Origin of the sequence: Pseudomonas sp. MWU13-2862 (assembly GCF_023242495.1) — a bacterium.
GTDB classification, from domain to species: domain Bacteria; phylum Pseudomonadota; class Gammaproteobacteria; order Pseudomonadales; family Pseudomonadaceae; genus Aquipseudomonas; species Aquipseudomonas gingeri_D.
Window position 1 is genome coordinate 24,108 of sequence record NZ_JALMEZ010000007.1, and the last position, 21,998, is coordinate 46,105.

Here is a 21,998-nt window from a genome sequence, read left to right on the forward strand (position 1 = left end):
TTATCAAGCATCCTTGGAGACGATAGCGAGCAGTTCGCTTTCAGACAGCGAAGCCATTTCTTGTTGCAGGTCCAGCAGTTCGTCCGACTCGTACTGCGCCAGTTGCAGGGTGGTGACCAGGTCGGCCAGGGCCTGCAGCGACGGGTGTTCGAACAGGCCCCTCAGGGGCACTTCGACACCGAAGGTCTCGCGGGCCCGGAGAGTGACCTGCACCGCCAGCAGCGAATGGCCGCCGAGTTCGAAGAAGTCGTCATGCCGGCCGATGCGTTCGAGGCCCAGCAGGTCGGCCCAGATCGCCGCCAGCAGGGTTTCGGTCTCATCGTTGGGCGCTTCGTACTCGCGGTGGGCGAAGTCTTCGGCGGCAGGGGCCGGCAGGGCGCGACGGTCGAGCTTGCCGTTGGGGCTCAGCGGCAGTTGCTCGACCAGCACGAAGGCCGACGGCACCATGTAGTCCGGCAGTTGCGAGCTGAGGTAAGGCCGCAATGTATGGCTGGCATTGCGTCCGGCCAGGTGCGGCTCGACGCTCAGATAGGCCACCAGACGGGTGCTGCCCGGAACATCCTCGCGAGCGATCACCGCCGCCTCGCGGACACCCGGCAGGGTCAGCATCAGCGCTTCGATTTCACCGGGTTCGATACGGAAGCCGCGGATCTTCACCTGCTGGTCGTTACGGCCGAGGAACTCGAGCACCCCGTCGGGACGCATCCGCACCAGGTCGCCGGTGCGGTACATCCGTGCGTCGTCGCTGAGGCCGAACGGGTCGGCGAGGAAGTGCTCGGCGTTCAATTGCGGCCGGTTCAGGTAGCCACGGGCAATCCCTTCGCCACCGATATACAGCTCACCCGAAACCCCCAGGGGCACCGGCTGGCCTTGCGGATCGAGCAGGTACAGGCGGGTATTGGGAATGGCCTGGCCGATCGGCACCGTGCCCTGTTCATCACCGGAGCAGCGGTGCACCGTGGCCCAGACCGTGCCTTCGGTGGGACCGTATTCGTTGTACAGGGTGATGGCCGGTTCGAAGCTGGCGCATTCCTGCACCAGCAGCGGCGGGCAGGCTTCGCCGGCGACAATCATCTCGCGCAGGCTGGCGTGACCCTTGCCGCTGGCCAGGCTGCCCAGCACCAGGCGGCCCAGGGACGGCACGCAGAGCAGGGTGGTAATCGCCTTGGCATCGATGAAGCGGGCAACGGCTTCGGGATCGCGGGCGGTCTCGGCATCCGGGATGCACAAGGTGCCGCCGCTGACCAGGGTACCGAAAATCCCCGCCACCGAGCTGTCGAAGGCAATCGAGGAGAGCAGCAGGAAGCGCCGGTCTTCGTTCGGTGCGTAGACGGCGCAGCGGGCCAAAGTCGAGGACACCAGGTTGCGGTGCTCGATCATCACGCCCTTGGGCTTGCCGGTGGAGCCGGAGGTGTAGATCACATAGGCCAGGTGCGCCGAGGTCAGGGCGCCGGCGGCGAACCGTGGATTTTCCAGGTTGGCTGCCGGCGTCAGCGTATCGGCCTGTTCGAGCGCCAGGTAGCGGGTCGTGCCAGTCAGTTCGCCCACCGCCGCGCGTCCGAGCGGATCGGCCAGCAGCAAGCGCGGTTGGGCATCCTCGACAATCGCGACGAGGCGTTCGGTCGGGTAGGTCGGGTCCAGCGGCACATAGGCGGCACCGGCCTTGAGAATGGCGAGGATGCTGACGATCATCGCCGCGCCGCGTTCGACACAGATGGCGATCAGGTCACCTGGCTGGGTGCCGGCCGCGATCAGCTGTTGGGCCAGGTGGTTGGCGCGGGCATTGAGTCCGGCATAGTCGAGGCTGCCCTGGGCATCGACCAGGGCGATGGCTTCCGGCGTCCAGCACACCTGCTCTTCGAACAGTTGCTGGATGCAGGCGTCCGTCGGGTAGTCCAGGCGATTCTGGTTGAAGGTTTCGAGCAACAGGGTGCGCTCCGCGGGCGGCAGCACATCGAGTTGCGTGAGGGGGATTTTCGGCGTGTACATCAGCGCCTGGGTCAGTTGCTCCAGGGCACGCTGCATCAGGGCGCAGAGGCGTTGCGGGTCCACCGGCCGCACGCTTTGCACCAACAGGCCGAGGTCGTCGCCGTAGTCGTTGACCGACAGGGTCAGCGGGTAGTTGGTCCGCTCGGCGCTGTCGAGCATGCGCATGCCCGGCCATTGCAACTGGCTGTCATCGCTCTGGTGGCGGTAGTTGAGCAGGCTGGTGAACAGCGGCAGGGCCTTGGCCACGCCACTGCAACGTTGGGCCAGGGCCAGGGATGCCTGTTCGTGGGCAAGCAGCTCGCCGAGGTCGCGGTGAGTCGCCAGGACCAGCTCATGGGCCCCTTGCGCGGCCAGTTGCACCCGCACCGGCAGGGTATTGATAAAGACTCCGAGGGCCCGTTCGGCACCCGCCGAACCTTGCAGGCGACCGGCGACCACGGTGCCGAAGACCACGTCGTCGCGGCCGGTGCAGCGGGCCAGGACCTGGGCCCAGGCTACATGGAACAGCACCGCCGGGGTCATTCCGCGTTCGCGGGCCTGGGCCCGGATACGCCGGCTGAGCTCGCTGCTCAGGTGCACCTCGGCTTCTTCGATGTGGTTGCCGTCGCCCTGGACTTCCAGCAGGTCGAACGGCGCGGTCGGTGTATCGACATCGGCCAGGCGGCGGCGGAAGTAGGCTTCATGGACTTCAGCCGGAGTGGCCTGGGTCTGGGCGATAAAGTCGCGATAGGGTTGTGGCACCGGCAGGCTGTCGCCCTGTCCGTGGAGGATCGCGTGGATTTCTTCCAGGACGATTTCCAGGGTCACATGGTCGCTGGCCATATGGTGGTTGAGCAACGCCAGCAACCAGCGCTCGGAGTGCGGATCGCGGGCGATACAGGCACGCATCAGCGGCGCCTGACGCAGGTCCAGGCGCAGTTGCCGTGGATCGTTGAGGTTGCGCAACTGCTCCAGCGGGTCCTTGTCGCTGTCGAGGGTGACACTGTGCACCGGCAGGCGCGCCAGGCGTTGCACCACTTGCACCGCCTGGGGCAGGCCATCCCAGTGCACGGCCGTGCGCAGGATGTCATGGCGGTCGATCACCTTCTGCAAGGCGTTGATAAAGGCGTCGAGGTGCTGGCGGTCGTCGAACTCGAGCATCGAACGCACCAGATAGGCGTCACCTTCATGGCCGAGCAGATGATGGAAGAGAATGCCTTCCTGCAGCGGTGCCAGCGGGTAGATATCCTGGATATTGGCGGCCCCGCCGGGTACGGCGGCAACGATCCGCTCCAATTGCGTGGTGTTCAGGGTCACCAGCGGCAGCATGTCCGGGGTCAGTTGGGTGCAATCGACCGGAATCCGGTTGGCCGGTGCCTGGAACAGCGCTTCACTGGCCTGGCCCACGGCCAGGGCCAGCTCGCGCAGGCTCGGGGCACTGAAGACCCGCCGCACATCGGCGTTCAGGCCTTGTTCGCGCAGGCGTTCGATCAGGCTGACGGCCATCAGCGAGTGGCCGCCGAGCTCGAAGAAACCGTCATGGCGACCGACACGTTCCAGACCGAGCAATTGCTCCCAGATCGTGGCGATAACTTGTTCCACGGGGCCCTGAGGGGCCTCGTAGGTACGGCTGGCGTAGGCGTCCTGGCCCGGCTCCGGCAGGGCCCGACGGTCGAGCTTGCCGTTGGCGGTCAAGGGCAGGACATCCAGCACCACAAAGGCGCTCGGCACCATATGGCTGGGCAGGCGGGTCAGCAATTCGGCGCGCAATTGCTCGGCGCTGGCCGGTTCGCCACAGAGGTAGGCGATCAGGCGCTTGCTGTCGGCTTGTCCGGCCTGCTGCTCGCGGGCAATGACTGCCGCCTCGCGAACACCTGGCAGGGCGGCGAGGGCCGCCTCGATTTCCCCCAGTTCGACCCGCAGGCCACGGATCTTCACCTGGTCGTCATTGCGCCCGAGGTATTCCAGGGTGCCGTCGGGCAGCCAGCGGCCGACGTCGCCGGTCTTGTACAGGCGGGCGTTGGCCAGTGCGGAGAACGGGTCGCTGATAAAACGCTCGGCACTCAGTTGCGGCAGATTGAGGTAGCCGCGGGCAACGCCGACGCCGCCGATATGGATCTCGCCACGGACCCCCACGGGCAGCAATTGACCGTGGTTGTCCAGCACATGCAGTTGCATATTACGGATCGGCCGGCCAATCGGGATCGAACGCTCCTGGTAGGTCGCCAGGTCCGTGTCCGCCGTGTGCCAGGCGACAACGTCGCTGCACTCGGTGGGGCCGTAGCTGTTGATCACCGCCGGGCGTGGCAGGGCGAGTTTTTCCAGCATGGCGATCTGGATCGGCTCGCCCCCCAGGACCACGCGTTTCAGGCAGGCCAGGGCCTGTTGTGGGTCAGCGTCCACCAGGGCGTGGAAGGCACTCGGTGACAGGTTGATGTGGGTGACGCCGGCCTCGGCGATCTGCGCGACGATGGCCGCGGGGTTGAACGGTTCCTCGGCCAGGTGCAGCGCCGCGCCGACCATCAGCGGCGCAAGGATATTCTTCTGGGTCAGGTCGAAGTTGTAGGAGGAGGCCAGCAGCACTGCGTCCCCGGCATGCAGCGCCAGGTCCTCGAGGTACCAGTCGAGCAGGTTGCGCAGGCCGCGATGTTCGACCATCACGCCCTTGGGCAGGCCGGTGGAGCCCGAGGTGTAGATCACATAGGCCAGATGGCTGAAGTTCAGCGCCGGCACCTGCGGGTTGTGATCCGCTACGTCGAGCAGCGTCGGGTCGTTCAGTTCAAGGGTCGCCAGGCCCGCGGGCAGCGGCAGTTCGTCCAGCCCTTGCTGGAACACCAGGGCCCGTGGCGCGCTGTCGGCGAGCATATGGGCCAGGCGTTGCGCCGGGTATTGCGGGTCCAGTGGCACGTAGGCAGCACCGGCCTTGAGGATACCGAGCAGGCCGATGACCATCTCCGGACTGCGGCGGACGCAAAGGCCGACGGTGTCGTCAGGGCGCACGCCGAGAGCGATCAGGCGGTGGGCGATACGGTTGGCCCGGGCATTGAGCTCGGCGTAATCGAGGGTTTGTCCGGCGCAGACCAGTGCCACCGCGTGCGGGGTGAGTGCCGCCTGGGCCTCGAAGACACGCTGGGGCAGACGCTGCGGCTGTTCGTCCAGGGGCGTTTGCGCTGGATTGAAGGTCGTCAGCAGTTGCTCGCGTTGATCTGCGTCGAGCCATGGCAGGCTCGCCAGCGGTTGTCCGGCATCGCCGAGCAGGGCGTCGAGCAGGTGCAGCAGATGGCGGCTCCAGCGGACGATGGTGCTTTCGTCGAACAGATCGGTGGCGTATTCGAACTGGCCACGGATGCTTTCACCGTCGTCGTTGAGCGACAGGCTCAGGTCGAACTGGGTGGTGCCGGTGACTTGAGGTAGTGGGGTCAGTTCCAGGCCGGGCAGGGCCAGAACCTGGTCGTGAGGGGTATTGCCGAGCACCAGCATCGCCTGGAACAGCGGGCTATGGCCCAGGCTGCGCTCCGGTTGCAGGGCTTCGACCACCTGTTCGAAAGGCAAGTCCTGATGGCTGTAGGCGTCGAGGGTGGTGGCCTTGATCTGCGCCAGCAACTGGTCGACGCGGTGGTGGGCCTGGACATCGACCCGCAGGGCCAGGGTGTTGACGAAGAAGCCGATCAGCGCTTCGGTTTCCTGGCGTGGGCGGTTGGCCACCGGAGTACCGACCACGACTTGCGCCTGGTTGCTCAAGCGCGACAGCAGGATCGACCAGGCCCCCAGCAGGGTCATGAACGGGGTCAGGCCCTGTTGCTGGCTGAACTGGCGCAGCTTGGCACTCAGTGCAACGGGGAGTTCCAGCGGCAAGGTCGCACCGATATAACTCTGCACGTGTGGCCGTGGATGATCGCTCGGCAGTTCCAGCAGGCCGGGCGCACCGCTCAGGTGTTCGCTCCAGAAACGGGTCTGGGCCTGCAGGCGTTCGCCTTGCAGGTGCTGTTGTTGCCAGTTGGCATAGTCGGCGTATTGCAGGGCCAGCGGTGGCAGCGGATCGTCGAGACCCTGGCTGAAGGCGCTATACAGGCGGTTGAACTCGCCGATCAGCACCGCCACGGACCAGCCATCGGAGACGATATGGTGCTGGGTGACCAGCAGGATATGCTCGTCTTCGGCCAGTTGCAGCAGGCGTCCGCGGACCAGCGGACCCTGGTTCAGGTCGAAGGCTGCGTGGACTTCGGCCTGGCCCAGTTGTTCGACCGCCAGTTCACGGGCTTCGCCTGCCAGGGCGCGGAGGTCGTGCTCGGCCAGGGTAAAGCCGATGTCTTCAGCGGCGAAGCGCTGACGGACTTTGCCGTCCTGCCGTTCGAAGGTCGTGCGCAGGCTTTCATGCCGGGCGACGATGCGGTCCAGGGCACGTTGCAAGGCGGTGCGGTCGAGCTGGCCACGCAGGCGCAGGGAGGCCGGCATGTGGTAGGCGACGCTGGCGGCATGGTCCAGCTGGTCGAGGAACCACAGGCGTTGCTGGGCCAGGGACAGTGGCAGGTCCTGGTTGCGGGATACCGCTTCAATCGGCTGGACCCGCGACTGGGCCGCCTGGTCCACGCACTCGGCCAGGGCTTGCAGGGAACTCAGGCCGAACAGGCTGCGCAGATCGATCTCGGCCCTGAGGTCCTGGTGCAGGCGGGCTTGCAGTTGCACGGTGAGCAGCGAGTGGCCGCCGAGTTCGAGGAAGCCGTCGTGACGGCCGACCTGATCCAGGCCGAGCAGGCTTTTCCAGATCCCGGCGATGGCGACTTCAGTGTCGCCTTGCGGTGCCTCGTAGATCTTGCTGGCCAGGGATTCCAGGCCAGGAGCGGGCAGGGCGCGGCGGTCGAGCTTGCCGTTGGCGGTCAGCGGCAGGGCGTCCAGATGGACGAAGGCGCTCGGCACCATGTACTCGGGCAGGTGTTTGAGCAGCTCGCTGCGCAGCTGTTCGGCGGACGCCGGCTTGCCGCACAGGTAGGCCACCAGGCGCTGGTCTTCTCGGGCGATGACCACGGCCTCGGTGACGCCGGCACAGTTCAGCAGCACATTTTCGATTTCACCCAGTTCGATACGAAAACCGCGGATCTTCACCTGGAAGTCGTTACGGCCCAGGTACTCCAGGGTGCCGTCGGCCAGCCAGCGGCCAAGGTCACCGGTTTTGTAGAGGCGGGCATGCGGGGCGTCGGAGAAACGGTCGGCGATAAAACGTTCCGCGCTCAGTTCGTCGCGATTGAGGTAACCACGGGCCACACCGGCACCGCCGATATGGATTTCCCCGGCCACGCCCAGCGGTGCGGGTTCGCCACGGGCATCGAGGACATACACCTGGACATTGGCAATCGGCCGGCCGATGCTCGGTTTTTCACCGAGGTCACGGATCAGGTCGATGGTGGCGTCGACCGTGCATTCGGTCGGGCCGTACATGTTGTAGAAGCGGATGGTCGGGCAGTTGCGCAGCTTTTCCCAGGTGCTGGCGTTGATCGCTTCGCCACCCAGCAGCACGCTGATCGGCTGGTAGCTGCTGCGTTCCAGCAGGCCGGCGGAGAGCAGGGTATCGAGCTGCGACGGGGTCGAGTCGAAGGCATGCACCCGGTGCTGTTCAAGGAAGTCCAGCAGCTCGCCGCCACTGGCGCGGATCAGTTGCGGGATGATCACCAGCTTGTGGCCGGAGAACAGCTGCGAGATGCCCTTGATCGACATGTCGAAGAAGAACCCGGCGTTAAGCGCCACGGTAGCTGGCGTCGGGCAATGCTGGTGGGTGGTGCGGGTCAGCACGTTCCAGAAGTTGAACACCGAACGGTGCTCGACCATCACGCCCTTGGACTGGCCGGTGGAACCGGAGGTGTAGATGACATAGGCCAGGTTTTCCGGCGTCAGGCCTGGAACCGTCGGGTTGGCATCGAAAGCCTCATCGTCAGTGGCACGTAGCGACTCGGCGGTATCGAGCAGCAACAGCGGCGTATCGCCAGCCGGTAGCGTGAGCGCTGTCTGAGTCAACAGCGCCCGCGGCTGGCTGTCCTGCAGCATGAAGGCCATGCGGTCGGCAGGGTGCGCCGGGTCGATGGGTACATAGGCCGCACCGGCCTTGAGCACACCCAGCAGGCCGACAATCATGTCCAGGCTGCGTTCGGCGCAGATGGCCACGCGTTCGTCCGGCCGTACACCGAGGGCCAGCAGTTGCCGGGCCAGGTGGTTGGCACGACGGTTGAGCTGGCGATAGCTCAGTTGGCGGTCTTCACAGACCAGGGCCACGGCCTCGGGGTTAGCGCGGACCTGGGTTTCGAACAGGGCATGGATCGGCTCTGCGGGGGCAAACGCGGTAGCGGTGTTGTTGAAGCTGTTGAGCAGCAGTTGCCGCTCGGCTTCGGGCACGACGTCCAGGCTGCTGGCCAGACGTGCCGGGTCTTGCTCAAGCGCCTCGACCAGCTCGGCAACGGCCTGACCAAGATAGGCGGCGATACGGTGCGGGTCGATGCCTTCGATGGCCTGGGCGGTCAGGGAGAAATCGACACCCTCATCCGCAACCGCCACTTCAATCGGGTAGTTGGTGCGCGCTTCGTTGCTCAGGAAGCGCACGCCGTCCCAGGCCAGTACCTGATCCTGGTTGGCCAGGGAGCCGCCATCGCTCGAATGACGATAGTTGAACAGGCTGGTGAACAGCGGCAGGCCTGCGGCCACCCCGCTGCAACGTTGGGCCAGGGCCAGGGAGGCCTGTTCGTGGACCAGCATTTCACTGAGGTCGCGATAAGTCTCGTCCACCAGCGCGGCGACACCGAGCTGGGCCAGTTGCACCCGCACCGGCAGGGTATTGATAAACACCCCGAGGGCGCGATCAGCCCCGGCCGAGCCCTGCAGACGCCCGGCGACCACGGTGCCGAACACCACATCTTCGCGGTCGGTGCAGCGTCCGAGCACCTGGGCCCAGGCAATATGGAACAACACTGCCGGTGTAACCCCGGCGGCTTGCGCACGGGCGCGGACCTTGTGGCTCAGGGCCGGATCGAGGCGCACGCTGGTTTCCGTTACCCGGGCACCGTCGCCCTGGACATCCAGTATGCCAAATGGCGCGGTAGGCTCATCGACAGTGGCCAGACGGCGGCTGAAGTAGGCTTCGTGGACCTCGGCCGGCGTGGCGAGGATCTGCGCGACAAACTCGCGATAGGGTTGCGGGGCCGGCAGCTCGGTTGCCTGACCCAGCATCAGGGCGCGGATTTCCTCGAGCACGATCCCGAGGGACACGTGGTCGCTGATCATATGGTGGTCGAGCAGGGCCAGCAGCCAGCGCTCGGAGTGCGGATCGCGGGCGATGCAGGCACGCATCAGCGGTGCCTGTTGCAGGTCCAGGCGCAAGTGGCGTGGATCGCTCAGGCGCTCCAGCTGGCGGCGCGGGTCTTCGTCCGGTGTCAGGGTGAGGGTCTGGATCGGCAGTTGGGCCCGGCGATGGACCACTTGCACCGCTTGGGGCTGGCCGACCCAGTGCACTGCGCTGCGCAGGATGTCATGACGGTCGATCACTGTTTGCAAGGCTTCGATAAAGGTATCGAGGCGCTGGCGATCATCAAACTCGATCAGTGAGCGCACCAGGTAGGCGTCGCCCTCGTGGCCCAGCAAGTGATGGAAGAGGATGCCTTGCTGCAGTGGCGCCAGCGGGTAGATGTCCTGGATATTGGCGGCACCCCCGGGAACGGCGGCGACGATCCGTTCCAACTGGGCGGCGCTCAGTGCCACCAGCGGCAACATCTCCGGGGTCAACCGGGCGCAATCGGCCGGGATACGGTTGGCCGGGGCCTGGAACAGGGCCTGGCCGTCGCGGCTGATGGCCTGGGCCATTTCCCGCACGCTGGGGGCGGTGAACACGGTGCGCACGCTGGCGTTGAGACCGTGCTGGCGCAGGCGGTCGATCAGGCTGACGGCCAATAGCGAGTGGCCGCCGAGCTCGAAGAAACGGTCATGACGGCCGACCTGCTCGATGCCCAGCAGGTCCTGCCAGACAGCCGCGACAATCTGTTCGATCTCGCCGCGCGGTGCCTCGTAGGCACGGCTGGCGAAGGCGTCCTGTCCCGGCGCGGGCAGGGACAGACGGTCCAGCTTGCCGTTGGGCGTCAAGGGCATGGCTTCCAGGTGCACATAGGCACTCGGCACCATGTAATCCGGCAGGGCTTCGAGCAAGGCGGCACGCAGTTGTTCAACCGCTACCGGTTCACCGCACAGGTAGGCGATCAGGCGTTTGCTGTCGGACTGGCCGGGTTTGCTTTCCCGGGCCACCACCACGGCTTCGCGGACACCGGCGCAGGCGGCGAGCACGGCTTCGATTTCACCCAGTTCGACACGGAAACCACGAATCTTCACCTGGTCGTCGTTACGGCCCAGGTATTCCAGGGTGCCATCGGCGCGCCAGCGACCAAGGTCGCCGGTCTTGTACAGGCGGGCGTCGGGGTCGGTGGTGAACGGGTCGGCGATAAAGCGCTCGGCACTCAGTTCGGCACGGTTGAGATAGCCACGGGCCACGCCCACGCCACCGATATGCAGTTCTCCGGCCACACCCAGCGGCGCCAGCTGGCCGGCGGCATCCAGTACATGCAATTGGGTATTGCGCACCGGCTTGCCGATGGAGCGGAAATCTTCGTTGTCACGCTCCATCAGGCGGATCGAGGCGTTGACCGTGGCTTCGGTCGGACCATAGGCGTTGAACAGTGCCGGGCGATGGCCCTCACGTTCGAACCACTGGGCCACGGCCTGCTTGCCCACGGCTTCGCCGCCGATCATGAATTGGCGCAGGGAGGTCGGCAGCGCCACATCGGCGTCGCGGCTGACCTGTTGCCAGAACACCGTCGGCAGGTTGGCCACGGTGATCGCGTACTGCTCGCACAGGGCGGCAAAGGCCGCGGTGCCGGCGATCCAGGCATCGCTGCGCAGCACCAGGGTGGCACCGGACAGCAGCGCGCCGAAGATTTCTTCCACCGACATGTCGAAGGTCATGGTGGCGAATTGCAGGACGCGGTCCTGCGGATTGAGGCCGTAGCGCTCTTGCAGGGCACCGATCTGGTTGCACACCGAACGGTGTTCGAGCATGACCCCTTTCGGCTTGCCGGTGGAGCCGGAGGTGTACATCACATAGGCCAGGTGCCGTGAGGTCAGGCCACTGATCCGCGGGTTGGCGTCGTTGCCCGGGGTGTCTTCCAGCCGCAGCTGGGGGATCGACAGCGGCGGCAGCTGTTCGGCCAGGTTGCCCTGGCTCAACAGTACCCGTGGAGAACTGTCGTCGAGCATGTGTTGCAGGCGGTCCTGCGGGTAGTTCGGGTCGAGCGGCACGTAGGCGCCGCCGGCCTTGAGGATGGCGAGGATACCGACGATCATTTCCGGGCTGCGTTCCACCAGCAGGGCCACGCGCTCATCCGGGTTCAGGCCGGCGGCGATCAGGCGATGGGCGATACGGTTGGCCCGGGCGTTGAGTTGGGCATAGCTGAGGGCGATACCTTCGGCCTGAACGGCAATCGCCTCGGGACGTGCCTTGACCTGCTGTTCGAAAACTTCCTGCAACAGCAGGCCTTCAGGGAACGGCACCAGGGCCGGGTTGAAATTGCCGAGCAGTTCGCGGCGCTGTTGGTGATCCAGCAATGGCAGGCTTGCCAGCGGTTGCGAGGCATCCTCGAGCAGGGCGTCAAGCAGGTGCAGCAGATGACGGCTCCAGCGGGCGATGGTGCTTTCGTCGAACAGATCGGTGGCGTATTCGAACTGGCCGTGAATGCTTTCACCGTCGTCGTTGAGCGACAGGCTCAGGTCGAACTGGGTGGTGCCGGTGACCTGGGGCAGTGGGGTCAGTGCCAGGCCGGGCAGGGCCAGGGCCTGGTCACGGGGGGTGTTGCCGAGCACCAGCATGGCCTGGAACAACGGACTGTGGCCAAGGCTGCGCTCCGGTTGCAGGGCTTCGACCACCTGCTCGAACGGCAGGTCCTGATGGCTGTAGGCGTCGAGGGTGGTGGCCTTGATCTGCGCCAGCAACTGGTCGACGCGACTGTCGGCCTGGACGTCGACGCGCAGGGCCAGGGTGTTGACGAAGAAGCCGATCAGCGCCTCGGTTTCCTGGCGCGGACGGTTGGCCACCGGGGTACCGACGACCACTTGCGCCTGGTTGCTCAGGCGTGACAGCAGGATCGACCAGGCCGCCAGCAGGGTCATGAACGGGGTCAGGCCCTGCTGCTGGCTGAACAGGCGCAGCCTGGCACTCAGCCCCGTCGGCAGTTCCAGTGCCAGGGTGGCGCCGAGGTAACTTTGCACCTGTGGCCGTGGGTGATCGGTGGGCAGCTCCAGCAGGCCTGGTGCGCCGCCGAGGTGCTCGCTCCAGAAACGGGTCTGGGTTTGCAGGCGTTCGCCTTGCAGGTGCTGTTGTTGCCAGACCGCGTAGTCGGCGTATTGCAGGGCCAGCGGCGGCAATGGGTCATCGAGGCCCTGGCTGAAGGCGGCATACAGGCGGTTGAACTCGCCGATCAGTACGGCCACCGACCAGCCATCGGAGACGATGTGGTGCTGGGTGACCAGCAGGATATGCTCGTCTTCGGCCAGCTGCAGCAGGTGCCCGCGAATCAGTGGGCCCTGGCTCAGGTCGAAAGGCTTGAGGGCCTCGGTCCGGGTCAGTTGCTCGACCTCCTGTTCGCGGCTTGCGTCGGGCAGCAGACGCAGGTCGTGCTCACCCAGGGCAAAGCCGATATCAGGGGCGGCGAAGCGCTGGCGGACTTCACCTTCGTGGCGTTCGAAGGTGGTACGCAGGCTTTCGTGACGGGCGACAATGCGGTCCAGGGCATGCTGCAAGGCATTGCGGTCGAGCTGGCCACGCAGGCGCAGGGCCGCCGGCATGTGATAGGCGACACTGGCGGCATGGTCCAGCTGGTCGAGGAACCACAGGCGTTGCTGGGCCAGGGACAATGGCAGATCCTGGTCGCGGGAGACCGCTTCAATGGTCTGGACCGACGACCGGACCGCCTGGTCCACGCACTCGGCCAGGCTGCGCAGGGACGTCAGGCCGAACAGGGTGCGCAAGTCGATCTCGACGCCAAGGTCCTGGTGCAGGCGGGCTTGCAGTTGCACGGTGAGCAGCGAGTGGCCGCCCAGTTCGAGGAAGCCGTCGTGACGACCGACCTGATCCAGGCCGAGCAGGCTTTTCCAGAGTTCGGCGATGGCGACTTCGGTATTGCCTTGCGGTGCTTCATAGGCCTTGCTGGCCAGGGATTCCACGCCAGGGGCGGGCAGGGCGCGGCGGTCGAGCTTGCCGTTGGAGGTGAGTGGCAGGTTGTCCAGGTGCACAAAGGCACTGGGCACCATGTACTCGGGCAGGTGCTTGAGCAATTCGACCCGCAGTTGTTCGGCCGGTGCCGGTTCGCCGCACAGATAGGCGACCAGGCGTTTGCTGTCCGGTTGGCTCGGATCGTCCTCGCGGGCCATCACCACCACTTCACGAACACCGGCACACAGGGCCAGGGCGGCTTCGACTTCGCCGATCTCGATACGCAGGCCGCGAATTTTCACCTGGAAGTCATTGCGGCCCAGGTACTCCAGGGCACCGTTGGCCAGCCAGCGACCGAGGTCGCCGGTCTTGTACAGGCGTGCCTGCGGATCGCTGGAAAACGGGTCGGCGACAAAACGTTCGGCGCTCAGTTCCGGCTGGTTCAGGTAACCGCGGGCGACACCGATGCCGCCGATATGCAGTTCCCCGGCCACGCCCAGGGGCTGCACCTGGCCCAGGGCATCCAGCACATGCATCTGGATATTGGCAATCGGCCGGCCGATCGGCACGCTTTCGCCCGGATCGGTGGGACGGCACTGCCAGGCGGTAACGTCGATGGCCGCTTCGGTCGGGCCATACAGGTTATGCAGCTCGACCCCCGGCAGTTGTTGTTCGAAGCGCCGTTGCAGGCCACGGGGCAGGGCTTCGCCGCTGCACAGCACCCGACGCAGGGTAGGGAAATCACGGGCCGCGCGGTGTTCGAGGAACAGGTCGAGCATCGACGGCACGAAGTGCAGCAAGGTGATGCGGTTGTCGCGCATCACCTGGGCCAGGTAGTCCGGCTCCTGGTGGCCGCCCGGGCGGGCCATGACCAGTTCGGCACCGGCGAGCAGCGGCAGGAAGAACTCCCAGACCGACACGTCGAAACCGAACGGGGTTTTTTGCAGTACCCGGTCATTGGCGTCGACGGCATATTCGTCGCGGGCCCAGAGCAGGCGGTTGACCACGCCCAGGTGTTCGTTCATCACCCCTTTCGGCGTGCCGGTGGAACCCGAGGTGTAGAGCACGTAGGCCAGGTGCGTCGGCAGCAGGCCGAGGGCCTGGGTGTCCGGGTTGTAGGCGGGTTGCGCGGCCAGTTGCGCGCTGTCGTTGGTATCGTCGAGCACCAGCACCGGCACGTTCAAGGATGCCAGGCCGTCGAGCAATTCATGGGTGGTGAGCACCGCGCGCGGGGTGCTGTCGCCCAGCATGTAGGCCTGGCGGGCGCTCGGCAGGTCCGGATCGATCGGTACATAGGCGCCGCCGGCCTTGAGAATCCCCAGCAGCGCGACGACCATTTCCGGGCCACGGCGCAGGCTGACGGCCACCCGGCTGTCCGGCTCCACGCCCAGCTCGATCAGGCGATGGGCGAGCTGGTTGGCCCGGCGGTTGAGTTGCGCGTAGCTGAGCAAGGGCCCGCCATCGCCGCGTACGGCGCAGGCGTCCGGACGTTGGGCGGCCTGCTGTTCGATCAACTGGTGGATCAGCACATCGCGGGGATACTCGCGGGCGGTGGCGTTGAATTCCACCTGCAGGCGCTGGCGTTCATCTTCGGCCATCAGCGGAAAGTGCGCCACCGGCGTGTCATGCTGTTCCAGCACCGCTTCGAGCATCGCGAACATGCGCTGTTGCAGGCGCTGGGCTTCTTCGAGGCTGTAATAGGCGGTGTTGAAGTTGAAGTCGAGGTGGACGTCTTCGAACGGGTGGTAGTCGCGGACAAAGATCGCCATCGGCGTCTGCTCGTAGCCGTTGTCCATGGTGATCACCCGCGATGAGGTGCCACCGAACTGATCGTCGCCGTCCAGGCTTTCGAACGACAGCGAAACGTCGAACAGTTGCCGGCGTCCGCTCTGCGCCAGGCGCAGGGTGCGGTTGAGCTCGGCGATGGGGAAGCGCTGGTGGCGGTAGCAGCGGCGCAGTTGCCCGCCGGCGGCGTTCATCAGGTCCAGCAGCGAGCCCTGGGGATCCACCGCCAGGCGAATCGGGCTGACCGAGGAGAACATCCCGGCGGTGGCTTTCTGGCGAGCGGTGGTGCGGTTGTGCACGGGCATGCCGATGACGATTTCATCGACGCCCACGGTGCGGCAGAAATAGGTGCTGACGACGCTGATCAGCACATGGGCCACCGACAGGCTGCGTTCGCTGGCGAACTGCGTCAGGGCGTTGTACAGGGCACGCGGCAGCATGGCCTGGACCTGCTCGCTGGGGGCCAGTTCGTTGGCTTTGCCGGCCTTGAAGTCGGCCCGGCGTTGCAGCAGCGACGGTGGCAATTGCGCGTAGGTGTCCTGCCAGAACTGGCGGTCGCGCTCGTAGCGCGAGGACTGCAGGTAAGCCCGGTCCTCTTCAAGGAACGACAGGTAGGAATGGCCTTCGGCAACCTCTTCGTTGCCGGCCAGCAGACCGTTGTAGGCGGCGCCCACGGCATGGCCGATCAAGGCCACGCCGATACCGTCGGTCACCAGGTGGTGGTAGCGGTTGAGCCAGTAATGGCGCTGCGGCCCGCAACGCACCAGGCGCGCTTCCCAGAGTTGTCCGGTCAGCGATTCGAAGGGTTGACGGAAGGCATCGCGCAGGTAGGCCATGGCCAGTCCGGCATCGTCGTCGGCCTCGGAGAACTCCACCACTTCCAGCTTGACCTTGACCTCGGGCAGGACCCGCTGACGGCCGGTGCCACCCTCGTGGCTGAAGCTCAGGCGCAGGGTGTCATTGCGGTTGGCGACCATTTCAATGGCCTTCTCGAACAACGGGATGTTGACTTCGCCCTTGATCTCCAGGGACATGCCGATGTTGTAGTAGGGCAGATCAGGGTGTGCGATCTGATCGAGCCAGATGCCCTGCTGGACCGAGGCCAGTTCGTGGGACGCGCAGGCTTGCGCGGACAGCTTGTCGGTCGACGAATCCATTTCGGAGCACCTGTTTGCAGAATCAGTGGGTTCGTCTCCGCTCGAAGCGCAGTGGTGCGTAGGAGTAAGGACAACTGCCTGTCGGCGGGACGAAGGAAAAGCGTGGGAAAAAACTAGAGCATCCACTGGGCGATGTCTGTCATGGGAAGCAGGGACAACCCCGTGCGGGGGCCATCGGCGCGTTTGGGACCGCGCGCGCGAGTCTGTTATATCAACGGCCCTGAGTGTTCTTGCGAGGGTCGCACAATGTCATTGATCGCCGAAGTGGATCGCCCTGAGTCGAAGTTCTGGAGTCTGTCGCGGTTTCCCAATCACCCCCAGGCGGGACCTGTCGAGGTGATCGATGCGTTGACGATTTCCCGGGAGGAATTCACCCGTCGCTACGTCAACCACAACCGTCCCTGCCTGGTGAAAAATGCCGTGCGCCACTGGCCGGCGTTCGAGAAATGGCAACGCCTGGATTACTTCAAGACGCATTCGCGCAACAACCCGGTGGTGGTGCGCTCAAAGATCGTCTCGGAGGTCATCGGCTGGTCGAACCCCGAGGTCAAGGCGGCGTTGACCGAGTATGCGGGCACGGTTTACCGGGAAATGCCGTTTCACGAGTTTCTCGATGAGTTGGGCCAGGGGAGTGACCCCCTGGTGGCCGACAGTTGTCGTTTTTCCGAAGGCTCGGCCATCGAGCAGATGAAGGATGATGTCGGCGGCCTGCCGTTCATGCCGCAGCTGTCCAAGTCCCGGCACTACCCCTCCCATCGCAGTTTCCTGTACCGCAATTCCTACACCGACTGGCATTTCCATGTCGTCGACGAGACCTTCATGGCTCAAGTCGTCGGGGCCAAGGAGGTCCTTCTGCTGCCGCCGGACGAGACCAGTTGGCGGGCGCTGCAGCCGGTCGTCGAAGAAGCCGGCTACCTGTACGACATCGATACCCGGCGTTTCCCCGGCACCCGTGGCCTGCAGGCGTTGCGCACGGTGGTGGAGCCGGGCGATGCGCTGTATATCCCGGTGTACTGGTGGCATGCGGTGCAATCGATGGATGACGCATTTGGCGCGACGGTGGCCGCGACCTTTCCGACGCCCTTGCATGTCAGTGGCGATATCCGCTCGCCGATCGCCAGGCGGGTACTGCGTACCTATCTGTTTTCCCGCCTGGCGCCGCTGGTGCTGGGAGCGGTGGCCTACTCCCTGGCCTGGCGACTGGGGCAGCGGGTGAAGTCGGTGTTCACGCTGCGCGATGTGCGCCCATGAGCCGCAAGCGCCGTCTGCCGGCCTTCGACCTGGGGCGAAGTTTCTATTTTCTGTGGTGCGGTGAGTCCCTGGCGATCGTCGGCACGGCGCTGATGGAGTTCGCCCTCGGCGTCTGGGTCTACTCCCATACCGGCTCGGCGGTGGCGTTTGCCAATGTGGTGCTGGCGGCGACCTTGCCGGCGGTGGTGTTCCTGCCCTTGGCCGGCGGGCTGGCCGACCGGGTCAGCCACCGGCTGATCATTGTCTGTTGCGACGTCAGCCTGGCGCTGCTGCTGTTCGGCGTCATGGGCCTGCTCTGGTTCGACCGGCTGGAGCCGCTGCACCTGTACATCTTCAACTGCATGGCCTCGATCGTCTCGGCGTTCCGCAAGCCGGCCTATCAGGCTGCGGTCAATTCGATCGTCTCCCCGGAAAAGTTCACCCGGGCCTCGGGCCTGATGGGCATCAGCAAGAACGCTTCGGCGCTGGTGGCGCCGTTGCTGGCCGGGGCGATCATGGCCAGGGCCGGGTTTGTGCCGATTCTGGCGGTGGACCTGATCACCTTCTGTTCGGGGACCTTGCTGGTGATCAAGGCGTTTTCCCATGTGCGGCCGGCACCGGAGCGCGCCGATGCTGTCGGCAAGAGCTCGGTCTTGCGCGGCTCGCTGAACAATATCACCGCGGCGCTGAAGTTTTTTGCCGCCAGCCACGTGATGGCCGGCTTGCTGTTCTACACCATGCTGCGCAACGCGCTGTTGTCATTGGCAACGCTGATGATGACGCCGTTGCTGTTGTCCACCCTGGGCAGCCAGACCCTGGGCCTGGCCTACACCTGGGCGGCGCTGGGCGGATTGTCGGGCGCCGGGTTGCTGATTTCCATGGGCAACCCGCGGCGCTTGATGGTGCTGGTGGCGGTGGCCGACCTGCTGTTGTCGATCTGCGTCATTGCCATGGGCGCGGTCTCCCATGCCGTTGCCTATTGTGCCCTGGCCTTTGTCGCGATCACCGCGGCGAGTGTCGCCGATGCCAGCGTGAACTCGTTGTGGATGCGCAAGATCCCCACCGGCAATCGCGCCAGCGTGTTTGCCCTGATCAGCATGTTGACCATTGCCACCACGAGCCTGGTGATCTTCGTCGGCGGTCTGCTGGTGGATCACTGGTTCCAGCCAGCGTTGCTGCCTGGCGGTGCCTATGCAGAGTCGATCGGCCACTGGATCGGGGTGGGTGCGGGACGTGGCGTGGGCATGTTGTTTGTGGTGGCAGGGGCATTCTTTGCGTTGCTGTCCCTGACGGTCCTGATCTACGGGCCGATGCGTCGCCTGGAGGGTGCGCCGGCTGAAGCGGCGCCCCTGCGCAGCGGCGATACGGCCCCGGCCGACGCTCTGTGACAAGCGGGTGGGGGCACCCCTGTGCGATGGGGTGCCCTTGTGGGTTGTACCGGATTCCCGTGACAGACAGGCCAGGTCCCCTGGGTCAACCTTTGCAAGCTCCCGCGCAACGTCCCGGATTCGACAGGACTGCGCCGCACCGCCATCCGAGCCGACAACAATCGATAAAGGAGGACCTATGCGTCCGTCGTTTTATGAACCCAAGCGCTTTCCCAAGCTCAAGCACCTTGCCGACAACTGGGAAGTGATCCGTGAAGAGTTTCTCGCCCTCGATGCCCCGACCCTGACCATCAACCGCGTCGGCAAGTCGATCACCGAGATCGTCGATGAAGTGGCCGCCCATATGGAGGCTGGCGGCGAGTATGGCTGGCTCTGGGGTTGGGGCGACGACATGGACGTCATGCCCGAGTGGACCCAGTACGGCCTGGTGGCCTACGACACACCGATCCCCTATGCCCAGGCCGCCATGCCGGGGACCATCGAGCTGTTGAAACAGATTCCCGGGATCAAGCTGTGCGCCTTGCTGCGCATGGAGCCCAATGTGTTCCTCGGTACGCACTCACACACCGGCACCTGGGAAGAAGGCCTGCTGCACATGCAGTTGACCATCGACGCGCCGGCCACCCAGAACTATGCCTACCTCAACGTCAACGGCAGCTTCAACCAGAGCACCAATGGCAACCTGGTGATCTTCGACGGCTCCCTCGACCACTTCGCGGTCAATGCTTCGCGGGCACACCGTACCGTGCTCTATCTTGAGTTCCATCGTGAAAAACACATGGATACCTGAGGTCGACAGGAGCGGGCCGAGTGATCGGGCCGCTCCGCAGGTAGAGTACGGTTGTTGTAAAACCACAAACTGTAGAGGCCCGGCTTGCGGGCCGTACTCATTGCGCCTCGGTAGAAACCTCAATCGACAAATTCCACATGGCGGGCCATTTGACCCAGGCATCGCTTCTGCGCGATGCGGGTCAAGGCGGTCTCTACCGGCTGTCCTGGGACACTCTTCTGGACGGTCAGGCGACCACAGGCTGGAGGGTTTCTTCGAGGAAGCGGAAAGCGGTCTGTTTCGAGTACTGGGTGGAGGCGAAGAACGCCAGGTGGCTGCCGTTGTGCTCGACATGCAGGGTGGCATCGTCGATCGACGCGGCGATATAGCGTGAGCCGCCAATATGCGTGGTTTCATCCGCGTCGCCGGCCACCACCAGGGTCGGCACGTTGATGCGGGCCAGCCGCGACGCCAGCTCGGTCTTGTTCAAGGCATCGTTCAGGCGCGCATAACGATAGAACAGTTCCGGGTTGACGTAGGGGTAGAGCACCACATGGGCGATCGGCTCCGGCGTGGTGGCCAGCGTCGCCTGGTCGAGGAACATCGCCTGCAGGTCGGTGGCTTCCTGGCGGTCAAAGGCCGCCGCTTCCATCAGCCATTCGAAGTTCTGCTGATGGGTGGTGCGCAGGTTGTTGTCGCCCAGGTTGTAGTCGCCGTGCCACAGGCTCAGGGAGGTGACCCGGTTGTCGTGGGCGGCGGCCGCGCTGAGGGCGATCACCGCACCGCCACAGATGCCCATCAGGTGCGCCGTCGGCAGTTGGTAGTGATTCATCACGCTGATCAGGTCGGCGACCTGGGCTTCGGTGTCCACCGCGACCTGGTCGAAGGACGCGCAGGAGCCGAACAGGCCGCGGGTCTCCCAGGTGACCACGAAGAAGCGCTCGCTGAGGACGTTGAACCAGTCGCGGCAAAGATCGAAGGGCATGCCGCAGGGCAGGGCCAGGACAATCGCCGGACGTTCCCGGTTGGTGCTCGCATGCACCGACAGGGAAACGTTGTCGCGGGTGGTCAGGTGCAGTGTCTCGACTTCCGGCACGGCACCGCTGAATTCGAAATGCTTGAGCAGTCGCCCGAACGCCTTGGCCTCTTCGGTATCGTCGAAGTGGTCGTAGCGGTAGTCGAGCGCCTGGCAGATTTTCCGGCTGATAAAAAACTCGAAGGACGACAGCTGTGCCTCGCCACCGTGCAGGTATTGCACGGTGCGCACGCCGATCCGCGCAAAGGCGGCGTTGATCGCCCGTTCCGTGGCTCTCACGCTGGGGGAAGCCTGCTCGGGGAGCAGGCCGTTGTCCGGGGCGAGAAAACTCAGGCACATGGGATCGGGCAAATGGATGGCAAGGTGCCTAAGCATCCTCACGGTCTCGCACAGGCGCATCGCTGCGTCGGTGGAAATAGTCATGGATTTCAACTCCTGTAGGCACATTGCCAGGCCAACTGTCGCCTGGCCGCTGTGGGTCAGACCGCTTCGAATTTCTTGCCGCGGGTGGTATGGGTCACGAGACGGTTGTATTCCGGTGTCTTTTCACCGATCACCTGTACCGCGCCGTATTTCTCCAGGCTGATGCGACCGCCGTACTCTTCGATATGGTCCGAGTCCGGGTAGATCTGTACGTGCGACGGCACATAACGCGAGGCGAAGCCCATACGCATTTCTTCTGTTTCGCCGCTGTGGGGGTAGGAGGCGTGCATCAGGGTCGACCAGAAAATAATGAACTGGCCGGCTTTCATCTGCATCGGTACGGCCGCTGCCTCGTCGGGCTTCCAGTCCTTGTCTATCTGCAACTGGCGATAGTCGTAACCAAAGAAACCGCGACGTACGCCGTCCTTGACCACCTCGCTGTTGTTGGCTTCGGGGTCGTAGCTCATGCGCTTGGTTTCGTCGTAGTTCATGCTGTTCTGGGTGCCAGGAATGAACTGCAGGCAACCATTGGCGATGTTGGCGTCGGTGAACGCGGTCCAGACGGTGATGGTGCCACCGAACTCTTCGGCGTCCGGCCAGAGGATCTGCGGTTTGCCGGAAGCGTTGGCAAAGGTGTCGGCCTGGTGCCAGTCGGTACCTTCATCACCCGGGTATTTAGGGAAGAACTCGGTGCGCCAGCACAGCACATCCGGGCCGAGGATGCTTTCGACGCGGTCGCAGATCTGCGCGCGGCAGATGTGGTTGGCGAGGAATTCGTCATCCAGGTGGCGGTCGTAGTTGGCGATGTTGGTACCGGCGGAGATGGCGTCCAGGTCCTGGTAGGCCGCGGCGCTACGGTCGAGCAGGCGCAGGCGGGTACGTCTCCAGGTTTCTTTCATTTCTTCCGGCGAGTAGGCGTCGAACGGACCGATAAAACCGTTCTTTTCGAACGAGGCACGCTCTTCCGGGGTCAAGGCGAATTTTTTGCTCACGGGCTTTTCCTTTTCGG

6 protein-coding genes are annotated in these 21,998 nt (G+C 64.8%); 3 read left to right on the top strand and 3 right to left on the bottom strand.

Annotated elements, in window-relative coordinates; translation table 11 throughout:
* Positions 1 to 3: 3 nt before the first annotated feature.
* A complete protein-coding gene (locus tag M5C56_RS14270) occupies positions 4 to 16,143 on the bottom strand; it encodes a non-ribosomal peptide synthase/polyketide synthase (protein WP_248766929.1) in 16,140 nt (5,379 codons plus the stop codon).
* Positions 16,144 to 16,389: 246 nt separating this feature from the next.
* On the opposite strand from M5C56_RS14270, the gene M5C56_RS14275 reads away from it, so the two are divergent.
* From M5C56_RS14275 to M5C56_RS14285, 3 genes are all read left to right on the top strand, one after another.
* Positions 16,390 to 17,394, top strand: coding sequence for a cupin-like domain-containing protein (locus tag M5C56_RS14275; RefSeq protein WP_103498873.1), 1,005 nt, complete (start codon positions 16,390 to 16,392; stop codon positions 17,392 to 17,394).
* Entirely contained in the window at positions 17,391 to 18,761 is a 1,371-nt protein-coding gene (locus tag M5C56_RS14280) for an MFS transporter (protein ID WP_103498872.1), read from the top strand. The genes M5C56_RS14275 and M5C56_RS14280 overlap by 4 nt, the downstream gene beginning before the upstream one ends.
* A gap of 178 nt (positions 18,762 to 18,939) precedes the next feature.
* The gene (locus tag M5C56_RS14285) at positions 18,940 to 19,551 is read left to right on the top strand and encodes an aspartyl/asparaginyl beta-hydroxylase domain-containing protein (RefSeq protein WP_103498871.1); all 612 of its coding nucleotides are present in this window, start codon (positions 18,940 to 18,942) and stop codon (positions 19,549 to 19,551) included.
* A 226-nt stretch (positions 19,552 to 19,777) separates the two neighbouring features.
* On the opposite strand, the gene syrC is transcribed toward M5C56_RS14285, so the two are convergent.
* Complete coding sequence (gene syrC / locus M5C56_RS14290) at positions 19,778 to 20,989, bottom strand: syringomycin E biosynthesis aminoacyltransferase SyrC (protein WP_103498870.1); 1,212 nt, start codon at positions 20,987 to 20,989, stop codon at positions 19,778 to 19,780.
* Positions 20,990 to 21,045: 56 nt separating this feature from the next.
* Positions 21,046 to 21,981 (bottom strand): syringomycin E biosynthesis L-threonyl-[L-threonyl-carrier protein] 4-chlorinase SyrB2, encoded by a 936-nt coding sequence (syrB2, locus tag M5C56_RS14295; protein ID WP_103498869.1) that lies wholly within the window; start codon positions 21,979 to 21,981, stop codon positions 21,046 to 21,048.
* Positions 21,982 to 21,998 lie beyond the last annotated feature (17 nt).